The following is an 11,945-nucleotide window of genomic DNA, read 5'->3' as shown; positions in this document are numbered from 1 at the left end:
GCGGCGGTGCGGCGTGCATCGGCAGGGTGACTGCGATATGGTGACAGCGGAAAACGGAGAAAAACATGATGTTGCGTATCGTTGTCTGCTGTGCGGCTGCGGGGATGCTGGCCGGCTGTGTGGGGACGACCGGCACTGGAACGGAGCGTCCCACTGTGCCGGAGGCGGTAGCGCTGCTGGCCGCGCCCCATCAGGATCTGTCAACGGCGCGCGTGCTGCCGGAAGACGGATGCTATTGGTATGAGCATGTGGGACCTGTCGAAACCACGCTGATCCCGCTGGTTTCGACCAGCGGACGCCCGATCTGCACAGAGAAGAGCTGACACGGCGAAAAGCTGATACGGCGCAGCCGCAAGAATATCGCGCGGCGCGGGTCACAAGCTGCCCGCGCCGCGACCCGCCTCAGCTTTGCGCGGTAATTCTGTCCTCGCCGGGATAGAGGATTGCGGTCACGCCGGTTTCAACCTGATCGTAAAGCCCGTTGATATGGGCCATCACCATCCGCACACAGCCGGAACTTGCCCGCGACCCGATGGAACGTGGCAGCGGTGTGCCGTGGATGCGCAGATAGGTGTCGCGGTCGCCGACATAGAGATACAGCGCCCGCGAGCCGAGCGCATTGCTGGGTCCGGGCTCTACGCCATCGGCGAATTGCCCGTAGATTTCAGGCTCTCGCGCGATCATATTGGCGGTCGGCGTCCAGTGCGGCCATTTCGACTTGCGCCGGATCGTGTAGGTTCCCGGCTCGTAAAGATCGCCACGCCCGATTGCCACGCCGTAACGCATCGCCGTCCCGTCGTTCCGGATGTGATAAAGATAGCGGGCGACCGCATCGACATGGATGTCACCGGGCCGCAGACCCGCCCGCGCCTCGACCAGCCTTGGCAGGAAACGCGGATGCAGGCCCCAGGGGTTTGAGGTGGCCGGATCATACGGCATCGGCGTCACCTGGGCATCCCACTCGGCCATCTGCGCCGCCGAGGGCGCGGATTTCGCGAAGGCTGGCATGGCGATGGCCTGCGAGAATAGGGCCGCGCTCGTCATGATGAAATGGCGTTTCGTCAGCAAGGGGCTTCCCTCATGATATCAGTGATCTTTCCGCACGTTTTAAAGGAGTGGGGCAGCCCGCCGTCACGGCCGACGCATCTGCCCCCTGTTTCATGATCAGGGCCCGGGCAGGCCCATTCTTGTCCGCTTTATATCGTCTAATTCCTGCCGTCCCTTGTGCTTCAACCTGTTGATCCGGATCGGATGCCGATCTCACGGAAGTTTCAAAGCGCGTGAGCCCGCGTTACGGGGCCAAGCTGATCAGCTGCGGCCCCTGACTGGACTAAACCCCGTCCGCCTTTGCCCGGTTCCGGCACCCGGCGCATTGCCTTTGGGCGCAGGGGGCCGCAGGGACCAAATCTGATCGGTCCTGGCGTTGACCGCGCGGCCGGTCAGATCGTCCTGAAGCGGATTGTCCCATGGCCCGGAATATCCGGATCCGGCGCGTGCCTGCGCATGGGCGACTGGCTGTTCCTGTTCTTCACGTCTCCGCTGTCGCGCACCTCCTGAAAAGCCTGCCATCGATTCGCATGGCTACAACCTCTGGCAACTGGAGGTTCAAGGCGTTTCTGCTCCATGCTCCGACAGGCGCCCCGGGACCTGGCAGTCACAGAGGTGCCTCGCGGTGGTGGCCGCGGGGGCAGGGCCATCGGGCCGCCATGACAACGGGGTGAAACACGGACCCTGCATCCAGCACCCAGTTTCAACCCCGATGCAGGAGCGATGCCATGCCCTTTCTCCCCCTGATCCGTCACCTCTGGTGCCAGCACCAGACCCGGCTTGCGATACGGCGCCAGATCAAGGCGCTCTGGACCCTGGACGACCGGCTGTTGTCCGACATCGGCCTCGACCGTTCCGATCTGGACGAGCTGATGCAAAGCGGTCTCTGGCCCGCGCCTGCGCTGCCGCTGCGGGGCCGTCGCGCCGCCGCTTTGGCTTGAGTGCGGGCGATGTATCTGGAACCCGTGTCACAGGGGGCGGCTGTCGCAACCTGCCCGCTGCCTCCGCCGCTTCTGGCGGTTCAGGGCGTTTCGCATCGCTACGGTGCCACGCCGGTGCTGCGCGACGTCAGCCTTGCGATCCGGCGCGGAGAGATCCTGTGCCTTCTGGGCCGCTCCGGCTGCGGGAAAAGCACGCTCCTGCGTCTGATCGCGGGGCTGGAACCTGTCCAGTCTGGTCGGATGCTGATGGAAGGGCAGGATATCAGCCGTCTGCCCGCGGCGCGGCGGCCGTTCAACACGGTGTTCCAGAATCACGCGCTGTTTCCGCATCTGGATGTGGCGGGAAATGTCGGTTTTGGCCTGCGGATGCAGCGCCGGACGGGGCCGGAAATCCGCAGCCGGGTGGCGCGGATGCTGGATCTGGTCCGCGCAACCGATCTGGCCACGCGGGACATAACCTCGCTTTCGGGCGGACAGCGGCAACGGGTGGCGCTGGCCCGCGCGCTGGCCCCGGCGCCGCGCCTTCTGCTGCTGGACGAGCCGCTTGGCGCGCTGGATCCCGGGCTGCGCCGGATCATGCAGGACGAACTGAAGCAGCTTCAGCGTGCCCTTGGCATGACCTTTCTCTTCGTCACGCATGACCGGGACGAGGCGCTGTTGCTGTCCGACCGGGTCGCCCTGATGGAGGGCGGCCGCATCCTGCAATGCGACACGGCCGAGGCGCTGTATCGCCGTCCCGGCAGCCGCTTTGCCGCCGGCTTTCTGGGTGGGGCGAATTTCCTTGCCGCCACGGGTCTGGTCGATGGCCGGGTAGCGGTGCAGGGGCGGCAGGTCCGCTTGCCCGGCCCGGCCTGCGCGCCCGGCCCGCTGACGCTGATGATCCGGCCCGAGGCGATTGTCCTCGGCGCGGCCGAGGGGCTGACGCTGCCCGCGACCCTGACGGCCCGCAGCTTCTGCGGTGCTGTCGATGACATGCGTTTCCGGCTGGAGGACGGCACGGAGATGACAGTCCTGTCGCGTCAGGGCGGAACTCTGGCCCCCGGTGACCATGCGATGCTGACCCTGCCGCTGGCCGATCTGGTCGCGCTGGAGGATGCGCCATGACCCGCGGTCTCTGGCCGGCCTTGCCGGCGCTTGGCCTGGTGGCCGCCATGACCGTTGTGCCTTTGGGCATCATGGCGGTGGTCTCGGTCCTGTCACCGGCGCCCTGGGGCGGGGTGCAGGCACCGCTTTCGGCCGCGGGCTGGCAAGGGCTGGCCTTCCGGCAGGATGTGCTGGAGGGCACGTTGCATCTTTCTGCCGACCATTTGCTCATTTACGCGCGCAGCTTCGCGCTGGCGCTGGCCACCACGGCGATCTGTCTCGTCCTTGGCTTTCCGCTGGCCTGGGTCATCGTGACCCGTCCGCCGGCACAGCGCAGGCTGTGGCTTCTGGCGGTGACCGTGCCGTTCTGGACCAGCCTTCTGGTGCGCACGCTGGCGATGATGCTGGTGCTGGGCGATCAGGGTGTGCTGAACACCGGGCTTCAGCGGCTTGGCCTGATCGCTGCGCCGCTGCCGCTGCTTTACAACGATGCCGCCGTGCTGGCGGGGCTGGTCTATGCGGCGCTGCCCTTCATGGTGCTGCCGGTCTATGCGGCCCTGGCCCGGATGGATGCCGCGCTGGTCGAGGCGGCGGCCGATCTGCATGCGTCTCGGTGGCAGATCTTGCGGCAGGTGCTGTGGCCCATGGCGCGGCCCGGGGTGCTGTCCGGTGCGGTTCTGGTCTTCGTGCCGACGCTGGGGGCTTATGTCGTGCCGCTGATCCTTGGCGGCGGGCGGGCGATGATGGCGGGCGATCTGATCGCGCTGCAGTTCGGCGCCGGCCGCAACTGGCCGCTTGGCGCGGCCGAGGCGATGGTGCTTCTGGCGCTGTTGGGGTTGGCCTTCGCCCTGCGCCGCCTGCTGGCGGGGAGGGTGTCATGAACCCGCTGCGCCAAAAGGGCTTTGGCCTGATTGCCGTCACGGCCCTCCTGCTGCTGCATGGGCCGCTTCTGGCGATGGCGGTGCTGTCGCTGAACAGCGGCATGCTGTTCCACCGCTGGGAGGGCGTCTCGCTTTACTGGTATGGCCGGGCGCTGGCCAACCCGGGTTTCATCGAGGCCGCGCGGGTCAGCCTGATCGTCTCGGTCTCGGCCACGGTTCTGGCGGCGGGGCTGGCCACCCTTGCGGCGCTTGGCCTTTCCCGCTTGCGGGGCCGGGCGGAGGGCGTGGCTCTGGCGCTCCTCGGCCTGCCTTTGGTGGTGCCCGAGGTGGTCATGGCCATCGCCACGCTGATCCTGTTCTCGCAGGTGCCGGTCTTCGGACAGGGACTGCTCCGGCTGATCCTGGCCCATGCCTGCTTTTGCCTGCCCTTCGCGCTGATGCCGGTCCGGGCTGCGCTGCGCGGGCTGGACCCGGATCTGGCGCAGGCCGCGCGGGACCTGTCGGCGGGCGAGATGCAGGTGCTGCGCATGGTGACGCTGCCGCTTCTGGCGCCCGGTATCGCCGCCGGGGCGGCGCTGGCCTTCGTCGTCTCTTTCGACGATTTCGCCATGGCGCAGATGACCGCGGGTCCGGGCCAGTCGACGCTGCCCGTCTTCATCTGGGCGCAGCTGCGCCGCCCGCTCACGCCCGAGATCAATGCCATGTGCATGATCGTTCTGGCTCTTTCCGTCACCCTTGTCTGCCTTGCCGCCGCGGCCCTGTCGCGCCGGGGGCAAAGCCTGATCCAATCCTGAGGAACCCGAGATGAAACTGACATCCTGCCTGCTTGCCTGCACCCTTGCGCTGCCCGCCCATGCCGAGGGCAGACTGCACATCTACAGCTGGGGCGAATATGTAAGCCCCGCGCTGATCGAACGGTTTTCAGCCCGCTACGGGGTTGAGGTCACGATCGACGAATATGACAGCAACGAGACGATGCTGGCCCGCGTTCAGGGCGGGAACAGCGGCTATGACATTGTCATTCCCGGAGATTATGCCGCCCAGATCCTGATCGAACAGGGATTGTTGGAAGAAACCCGGCCCGACCTGATGGAAAATTTCGGCAATGTCGATCCGGCGCATGTCGATGTCTACTGGGACCCGGGCCGCCGCTTCACCGTGCCCTGGACGGTGGGTTTCACCGGGCTTGCCGTCACTGGCACGATCACGGCGGATATGGCGGCGATCTTCGATCCGCCGCCCGGTCTCTCGGGCCGGATCGCGGTGCTGGACGACATGGTGTCGGTCATCCATGCGGCCGAGCGGTTCGTCGGTGTGCCGCGCTGCACCTCTGACCGTGCTGAACTGGTCCGCGTGCGCGATGCGCTGATGGCCGCCCGGCCGCATTGGCGCAGCTTTGGCGCCGACAGCATCAACCGCCTCGCCTCGGGCGATTCCGATGTGGCCATGACATGGAGCGGATCGGTCGCCGTCCTGCGCGCGCAGATGCCCGATGTGCGTTTCGTCTATGAAGACGGCCCGATGGAGGCGTTTTCGGATTCCCTTGCCGTGCTGAAGGGCGCGCCCAATCCCGAGAATGCCCGGCTGTTCCTGAATTTCATGATGGACCCGGAAAATGCCGCGCTGACCGCCGAATTCGCAGGCTATCCGGTGCCGGTTCTGGGGGTGGAAGACCATCTCTCCGCAGAGATGCGCGCCGCGCCCGAGCTGAACCCGCCTGCCGGCGTCATCCCGGAATTCGTTCCGCCCTGCGCGCCGGAGGTGATTGCCGTCTACAACGCCATCTGGACCGAGTTCCGGAGGTAAGGCCCGATGTTCCGTATTCTTCTTGTCCCCGCGGTGCTGGGCACGGTTTTGCTGGCGGGCTGTGGTCCCAACCCCGCGCGCTGTGCCCTTGGCGCCAAGGGCTGGCCGCTGTGCGGCCTCTGACCGGCCTGGCCCCGCCGCCTTTACCGCGTGCTGTAAAGATAGCCCTTGCCACGCAGGGTGCGGATCGCGCCTTGGGGCAGGCCCGCCGCCTCCAGCTTGCGGCGCAGGCGGCCGATGCGGCTGTCGATGCTGCGGTCCAGCGGATCATCCCGGGCCGGGGCCAGACGCAGGATGTCATCGCGGCTGAGCGGCCGGTCGGGATGGCTGGCAAAGGCCGCCACAAGGTCGACTTCGGTGGGCGACAGGTCCAGCACCTTGCCGCCGCCATCGGTCAGCCGCCACTGCCTGCGGTCCAGCGCAAAGGGGCCGAAGGCCAGATGCGCCCGTTCCCGCCGGCGCCGCAGCACCGCCTCGACCCGCGCGGTCAGATCGGCCGGCGAGAAGGGCTTGGTCACATAATCGTCGGCTCCGTCTTCCAGCCCTTCGATGCGCTGGTCGGGGGCATCGGCGCCGGTCAGCATGATGATGCCCATGCTCTGCCCCGCCGGACCCGTCCGCAGGCGCCGGGCGATGGCCAGACCGTCCTCGCCCGGCAGGCTCCGGTCGAGAAGGCACAGATCGGGCAATGTGCCGTCGGCCATCAGCCGGGTCAGGGCCGTGCCGTCGGGAAGGGCATGCACCTGATGCCCGCGGCCAAGGATTTCGGTCAGCAACAGGCGAAGGGCGGGGTCATCCTCGACAAGGGCAAGAACGGCCATGGCGGTGCGGACCTTCTGAAACGGACAGGCCGCGACAATAGCCGATTCCGCGGCACGGGCTGCGCATGGGGCGAAAGACGAACGGGCATCAGGCGAAATCGGAGGTATGGGCGGTGGACAGCATGAACCGGAGGCGTAACCTCCGCGCCGGGGCGGCGACAAAAGAGGCGGCAGGCAGGATGATCCGGGGACCATCGGTCTGGCTGCCGCTGACGGTTCTGGCTCCGGTGGCCGCGCTTGTGGCGGTGCTGTCGGTGCTGCAATACCGGCAGGAGCGCCAGCTCATCCTGGCCGAGCAGATGCGTCTGACCGGCGAGCAGCACTATGCCGTCAGCCGGGTCTTTGCCGAATCCGATCTGCATCTGGCGCGGATGGCAGAGCGGATGCTGCTGTCGCTGGAGACGGGCAGCGGTCTTTCCGCGGCGCGCGCGGCCGAGCTTGTGTCGGTGGACGGCTCCGCCCCCGGCACGGAATGGCGCCCGGCCCTGATCTCGCCCGAGCGCGGCAATCTGATCGGCCTGCCGGATCTGGCCATGCTGCCCGATCCCGGCCCCGTCGATGCCGCGCTGGACCTGATGACGCAATTGCAGGTGGAGGCGCGTCTGGGGCGCGTCGGGGCATGGAGCTATTTCTTCTCGGCCCGCGGCGATTTCATCACCATCCTGCCGGGCGCGCGTCTGGCGGATTTCCTTGCCGCCACGCCGCAGATCGGCACGGTTCCGGATCTGATCGCCTATTGGCTGGAGTATGACGTGTTCCGGATGGGCACGCCTGCCGAAAATCCTGGCCGCACCCCCTATTGGACCCCGGCCTATGAAGATGCGGGCGGCGCGGGGCGGATGGTCAGCCATGCCATGCCGCTGTGGCAGGGGGACAGCTTCCTTGGCATCGTCGGCACCGACATCCTGCTGTCCAGCCTGTCCGATCTGGCCGAGCATCTGGACAGCCAGATCGGCGTGACGGGAATCGTGAATGACAGCGGCGATGTGCTGACCGGCGACCCGGCCCATGCGGCGCGTCTGGCCGCCGCCGCCTCGGCCCCGCCGGGCGGGGCTGTCCGCTTCGGGCCCGAATGGGTGCTGGTGCGCCCCTTCGACAATACGCCCTTCCGGCTGATCTGGCTGGTGGATGAGGCCGATCTTGCTGCCGTGATCCTGCCGCGCCTTCTGCCGCAGCTTCTGGTGCTGGGCGGTGCGGCGGCGGCCCTGATGGCCAGCCTTGCGGTGCTGAACCGCCTTTATATCCGGCCCGGCATCCGCCTTGCCGCCTTTGTCGAGGCCAGCACCCGTGGGGAGAGCCCCGACCTGCCGGATCTGCCGCCGCGCTGGCAGCCGCAGGCCCGGGCCATCGAGGAGGCTTTCCGTGCGGGCCAGCGCCACGGCGCCGAACTGGCGGCCAGCGAGGCGCGCTACCGCAATGTCGTGAACACCCAGAGCGAGCTGATCGCCCGGCATACGCCCGAGGGCCGCACCACTTTTGTCAACGATGCCTATTGCCGTCAGGTCGGCCTGTCGCGCGCGGAGATCTTCGCCCGCGACATCAGCGATTTCGATTATATCGTTCCCGAGGAACGCGCCCGCCATGATGCCCATATCGCGGCGCTGACCCCGGAGCACCCCAGCGGCACCATCACCATCCGTTCGCATGTGCCGGGGCAGGACCGCGACATCTGGGAAGAATGGACGGACACCGGCATCTTTGACGCCGCGGGTCACATGGTCGAGCTTCAGTCGGTCGGGCGCGACGTGACGGCCCGTGTAGCCGCAGAGCAGGCGCTGGAGGCCAGCCGCAGCTTCATTGCCGATATTCTGGACAATGCTCCGGTGGCGATTCTGGCCTGTGACGATGGGGGCCGCGTCACACTGGCCAACCCCGAGGCGCTGCGCCGCCTTGGTCTGACCGCAACGGCCCTGATCGGCCGGCGTCTGACCGAGGCCTGTCCGGGCGGCGGTGCGGCGGCGATCGGTGCCATGGTCGATGCGGTGCTGGATTCGGATCAGGGGCAGGTGCGCGATCTGTCGCATCCGGAATTCGCCCCTTTCCTGCACAGCCGGGTTCTGGGCTTTGCCCTGCGCGGCGCGGACGGGGCCGCCGGCGGGGCGGGGCTGTTCCTTGTCGATCAGACCGCCGCCCGCGCGACCGAGGCCGAGCTGGACCGCCAGCGCGACGCGCTGCACCAGAATGAGAAGCTTGCCGCCCTTGGCTCGCTTCTGGCCGGTGTGGCGCATGAGCTGAACAATCCCCTGTCCATCGTCGTGGGCTATGCGGGGATGCTGCACGAACTGGCGGAGGATGAACCCACCCGCCGCCGCACTGCCGAAATTCTGCAGGCCGCGGACCGTTGCGCCCGGATCGTGCGCACCTTTCTGGCCATGGCCCGCGCCCGGCCCGCGGAAAAGCACGACACCGATGCCACGGAGATTCTGGATGCGGTGCTGGAACTGGCGGCCTATGGGCTGCGATCGAACGGCATCACCGTCCGGCGCGATACCCCCGCGCCGCTGATCGTCCACGGAGACCGGGATCAGCTGCATCAGGTGCTGATGAATGTGGTGATCAATGCCCAGCAGGCCATGCTGTCGGCCGAAGGGTCGCGGGAGCTGCATATCGCCGGGCGGGTGGATGGCGGCATGGTCGAGATCACGCTGGCCGACACCGGCCATGGTCTGGCCGCAGGCGTGGCCGACCGCGTGTTCGAACCGTTCTTCACCACCAAACCTCAGGGCGTGGGCACCGGGATCGGCCTGTCGGTTTCGCGCGGGATCGTGCAGGCCCATGGCGGCACCATCGCGCTGGAACCCGGGCCGCAGGGCGGCGCACTCTGCCGCATCCGCCTGCCGCGCGGGCAGGGAGAGACCGGCCCCGCACCCGAGGCGGGGGCGCCCGGCCCGGCTGCGGGCCATGTGCTGATCGTGGATGACGAACCCGCCATCGCAGGCTGGATTGCCGAGGCATTGGGGGCGGACGGGTTCCGCACCGAAACCGCACTGACCCCGGATGCGGCCGAAGCGGCAGTGCGCCGTAGCCGGTTTGACGCCGTGCTGACCGACCTTCGGATGCCCGGCCTGCCCGGCAACCGCATGGCTGCCCGTCTGGTGGTGCTGGACCCCGGGCTGGCGGGGCGGGTCATCATTCTGACCGGCGATGCGCTGACCGCGGATGATGCGGTGCAGGGCTGGCCGGTGCTGGAAAAGCCCCTGGACAATGCGGGCCTGCGCGCGGCGCTGCGGCGTCTGATCGCGGCTCAGCCCGCCCGCGTCTCTCCGGGCGCCACGCCATAGTGGCGGCGGAACGCGCGGTTGAAGGTGGAAAGTTCGCGGAAGCCGCAGGCGAAGGCGATGGTGGCAATCCGCTCCCCCCTCCGCGACGGATCGGTCAGGCGCTGCCGGGCTGCCTCCAGCCGCAACCGCAAAAGCGTGGCAGAGGCGGTGGCGCCCGTTTCGGCAAACAGCATCTCCAGATAGCGTGGGCTGATCCGGCGGCGGGCGGCCAGCGCGGCAATGGTCAGATCGGGGTCGCGAAAACGCAGGCCCATGTCGTGGCGGACGGCCGCCAGATGTGCCGCGCGCACGCTCGAGGCCGCCGTCTCCGGCCTGCCCTGACCCAGCACCAGCCCCGCCAGTTCGGCGATCTGCCGCGCGGCAAGCTGGCCCAGCACCCCTTCGGCGGGGGCATCGCGCAGGGCGCGGGCATAGGCCATCAGCAAGGACAGGCCCGGCAATCCTGCGGGCAGCATCCGCATCTGGTCCAGATCCAGCCCCGGCGCGCAATCGGCCAGCGCGGTGCGGCCTACCCAGACGGCCGCCACCTCCTGTCCCTCGGGGTAAAGCCATCGGCTGGGGCGATGCATCGGAGTGACGGTCAGCGTCCCGCCCCCGGCGGCGATCATGTCATCACCGCTGACCGACAGACCGAACCGCCCCGCACTGGCCGAAATCAGCACGCCCTCGCCGGTGATATGGCTGTGGCCCCGGCTGGCCTGCATCGGCGCATAGGTGCCGCCCGCGGCCGAAACCTCGACCTCCGGCGCAGGAAGGACGGCATCCATCGTCACCGACAGCAGTGCCCCGCCCAAAGGAGCAATGTCGCAGCCCAGCGATGACCGCGCATAAACCTCGCGCAGCAGGGCGGCGCGGTCGGTTTCGGGCAGGGTGTCGGTGGAAAAGACAAAACGCATCGCACCGTCCGAAAAAGGGGCTGCCAAAGGCTAGCACCCATGGCTGTTCCCGCCTAGCGCACAGCGTCGGGGTTGTAGAAATAGCCCTCGCCGCGCACCGAACACAGCGTGACCGGCGAGGCGGGGTCCGGCTCGATCCGCTTGCGCAGCCGCGCGATGCGGATGTCGATCGACCGCTCGCCCGGCTCCAGCGGGCGGCCCTGCGCCATCTCGCACAGCCGGTCGCGGGAGAGGATCTGGCGCGGATGCCTGAGCAGGGCGTCCAGCAGCGCGAAATCCACCTCGGTCAGGTCGCTGCCGCTGCCGTCGGGCGCGATCAGAAGCCGCGCATCCGGATCAATCCGCATCCGGCCAAAGGGGATCAGCCGCGCTGCGGGCGGGGCGCATTCGGGCATCCGGCGCAGCACGGCACGAATGCGGGCGGCCAGTTCCGACAAGGCGAAGGGCTTTGCGATATAGTCATCCGCCGCCTCGCCCATGGCGGTGCCGCGCATCTGGTCATTGTCCTGCGCGGTGACCATCAGAAGCCCCGCGCGTTCGCCGCGTGCCCGCAGGCGCCGCGCGATGGACAGCCCGTCCTCACCCGGCATGTTGACATCCAGAAGGATGACATCCGCCCGCCCCAGACGCAGGGCGGCGTCCAGCTGGGTGCCGTCACCCGCCTCGCGCACGGCAAAGCCCATGGCGCCCAGATAATCCGCGATCATCCGCCGCATCGCCGGTTCGTCATCGACGATCAGGATTTCGGCAAGCGGGGGCGGCGGGCTGTGCATCGGACGGGGATTGAAGGCCAGAGACATCATTCGGCTGCCAGTCTGGGCGTATGCACCCGGTATTGCAACGGTGCCGAGGCTTCCAGCCGGCGGCGGGCGGCGGTGATCAGATCGCGCGCGGCCTGCGGGTCGCGGCGGGCCAGCTCTTCCAGCGCATGGGCGGGGCTGCCCTCCGGCCGGGCGCGCAGATGCTGGCTGAGGCGCCAGCCATTCAGCGGGATCAGCAGAAGTTCGGTCAGGATGACCGGCAGGCTGCCCGACAGCAGGCCGTAGCACAGAAAGGCAAGGCTGCTGCCAAGCCCCGTCACGCGCAGCGCGACCGGCCCCTTCATTCCCCAGGCGGCCAGCGTCAGCCCGGTGCCCGTGAAGCCTATCCATTCGATCCAGTCCGGCATGGCGATCCCTTTCCATCGGTT

At 68.1% G+C, this 11,945-nt stretch carries 12 protein-coding genes; 7 read left to right on the top strand and 5 right to left on the bottom strand.

Annotated elements, in window-relative coordinates; translation table 11 throughout:
• Positions 1-68: 68 nt before the first annotated feature.
• A complete protein-coding gene (locus ACO2Q5_RS03610) occupies positions 69-323 on the top strand; it encodes a hypothetical protein (RefSeq protein WP_423288238.1) in 255 nt (84 codons plus the stop codon).
• 79 nt (positions 324-402) lie between these two features.
• Here the strand turns inward: ACO2Q5_RS03610 and ACO2Q5_RS03605 are convergent, their stop codons facing one another.
• Positions 403-1,068, bottom strand: coding sequence for a L,D-transpeptidase (locus tag ACO2Q5_RS03605; protein WP_423288237.1), 666 nt, complete (start codon positions 1,066-1,068; stop codon positions 403-405).
• A 707-nt stretch (positions 1,069-1,775) separates the two neighbouring features.
• Between ACO2Q5_RS03605 and ACO2Q5_RS03600 the strand changes: the two genes are divergently transcribed.
• From ACO2Q5_RS03600 to ACO2Q5_RS03580, 5 genes are read left to right on the top strand one after another with little or no spacing between them, the layout of a single operon-like run.
• A complete protein-coding gene (locus tag ACO2Q5_RS03600) occupies positions 1,776-1,988 on the top strand; it encodes a DUF1127 domain-containing protein (RefSeq protein ID WP_423288236.1) in 213 nt (70 codons plus the stop codon).
• Between the two features lie 9 nt (positions 1,989-1,997).
• Positions 1,998-3,092, top strand: coding sequence for an ABC transporter ATP-binding protein (locus ACO2Q5_RS03595; protein ID WP_423288235.1), 1,095 nt, complete (start codon positions 1,998-2,000; stop codon positions 3,090-3,092).
• Complete coding sequence (locus ACO2Q5_RS03590) at positions 3,089-3,952, top strand: ABC transporter permease (protein WP_423288234.1); 864 nt, start codon at positions 3,089-3,091, stop codon at positions 3,950-3,952. The genes ACO2Q5_RS03595 and ACO2Q5_RS03590 overlap by 4 nt, the downstream gene beginning before the upstream one ends.
• Complete coding sequence (locus tag ACO2Q5_RS03585) at positions 3,949-4,746, top strand: ABC transporter permease (RefSeq protein WP_423288233.1); 798 nt, start codon at positions 3,949-3,951, stop codon at positions 4,744-4,746. Before ACO2Q5_RS03590 ends, ACO2Q5_RS03585 begins: the two co-directional genes overlap by 4 nt.
• Before the next feature lie 10 nt (positions 4,747-4,756).
• Positions 4,757-5,758 (top strand): extracellular solute-binding protein, encoded by a 1,002-nt coding sequence (locus tag ACO2Q5_RS03580; protein WP_423288232.1) that lies wholly within the window; start codon positions 4,757-4,759, stop codon positions 5,756-5,758.
• Positions 5,759-5,901: 143 nt separating this feature from the next.
• Here the strand turns inward: ACO2Q5_RS03580 and ACO2Q5_RS03575 are convergent, their stop codons facing one another.
• Positions 5,902-6,579 (bottom strand): response regulator transcription factor, encoded by a 678-nt coding sequence (locus ACO2Q5_RS03575; RefSeq protein ID WP_423288231.1) that lies wholly within the window; start codon positions 6,577-6,579, stop codon positions 5,902-5,904.
• Between the two features lie 179 nt (positions 6,580-6,758).
• On the opposite strand from ACO2Q5_RS03575, the gene ACO2Q5_RS03570 reads away from it, so the two are divergent.
• Positions 6,759-9,860 (top strand): PAS domain S-box protein, encoded by a 3,102-nt coding sequence (locus ACO2Q5_RS03570; RefSeq protein WP_423288230.1) that lies wholly within the window; start codon positions 6,759-6,761, stop codon positions 9,858-9,860.
• Here ACO2Q5_RS03570 and ACO2Q5_RS03565 read toward each other — a convergent pair.
• Genes ACO2Q5_RS03565 through ACO2Q5_RS03555 form a run of 3 tightly spaced genes read right to left on the bottom strand, consistent with a single transcriptional unit; the run spans position 9,824 to position 11,924 of the window.
• Positions 9,824-10,756 (bottom strand): helix-turn-helix transcriptional regulator, encoded by a 933-nt coding sequence (locus tag ACO2Q5_RS03565; RefSeq protein ID WP_423288229.1) that lies wholly within the window; start codon positions 10,754-10,756, stop codon positions 9,824-9,826. The two genes, ACO2Q5_RS03570 and ACO2Q5_RS03565, sit on opposite strands and share 37 nt — an antisense overlap.
• Before the next feature lie 53 nt (positions 10,757-10,809).
• Entirely contained in the window at positions 10,810-11,556 is a 747-nt protein-coding gene (locus ACO2Q5_RS03560; protein ID WP_423288228.1) for a response regulator, read from the bottom strand.
• Positions 11,556-11,924, bottom strand: a complete 369-nt coding sequence (locus ACO2Q5_RS03555) for a YgjV family protein (protein WP_423288227.1) — start codon at positions 11,922-11,924, stop codon at positions 11,556-11,558. Before ACO2Q5_RS03555 ends, ACO2Q5_RS03560 begins: the two co-directional genes overlap by 1 nt.
• Positions 11,925-11,945: the final 21 nt, after the last annotated feature.

Origin of the sequence: Neotabrizicola sp. VNH66, from assembly GCF_049445895.1 — a bacterium.
Lineage (GTDB): Bacteria > Pseudomonadota > Alphaproteobacteria > Rhodobacterales > Rhodobacteraceae > Pseudogemmobacter.
Note: the sequence above shows the minus strand (reverse complement) of the source record. Positions and strands in the feature narration are given on the sequence as shown.

Bases quoted from the DNA above. Each gene is read 5' to 3' on its own strand.
- ACO2Q5_RS03610 (WP_423288238.1), top strand. From the start codon at position 69: ATGTTGCGTATCGTTGTCTGCTGTGCGGCTGCGGGGATGCTGGCCGGC.
- ACO2Q5_RS03565 (WP_423288229.1), bottom strand. From the start codon at position 10,756: ATGCGTTTTGTCTTTTCCACCGACACCCTGCCCGAAACCGACCGCGCC.
- ACO2Q5_RS03580 (WP_423288232.1), top strand. From the start codon at position 4,757: ATGAAACTGACATCCTGCCTGCTTGCCTGCACCCTTGCGCTGCCCGCC.
- ACO2Q5_RS03575 (WP_423288231.1), bottom strand. From the start codon at position 6,579: ATGGCCGTTCTTGCCCTTGTCGAGGATGACCCCGCCCTTCGCCTGTTG.
- ACO2Q5_RS03595 (WP_423288235.1), top strand. From the start codon at position 1,998: ATGTATCTGGAACCCGTGTCACAGGGGGCGGCTGTCGCAACCTGCCCG.
- ACO2Q5_RS03560 (WP_423288228.1), bottom strand. From the start codon at position 11,556: ATGTCTCTGGCCTTCAATCCCCGTCCGATGCACAGCCCGCCGCCCCCG.
- ACO2Q5_RS03585 (WP_423288233.1), top strand. From the start codon at position 3,949: ATGAACCCGCTGCGCCAAAAGGGCTTTGGCCTGATTGCCGTCACGGCC.
- ACO2Q5_RS03555 (WP_423288227.1), bottom strand. From the start codon at position 11,924: ATGCCGGACTGGATCGAATGGATAGGCTTCACGGGCACCGGGCTGACG.
- ACO2Q5_RS03590 (WP_423288234.1), top strand. From the start codon at position 3,089: ATGACCCGCGGTCTCTGGCCGGCCTTGCCGGCGCTTGGCCTGGTGGCC.
- ACO2Q5_RS03570 (WP_423288230.1), top strand. From the start codon at position 6,759: ATGATCCGGGGACCATCGGTCTGGCTGCCGCTGACGGTTCTGGCTCCG.
- ACO2Q5_RS03600 (WP_423288236.1), top strand. From the start codon at position 1,776: ATGCCCTTTCTCCCCCTGATCCGTCACCTCTGGTGCCAGCACCAGACC.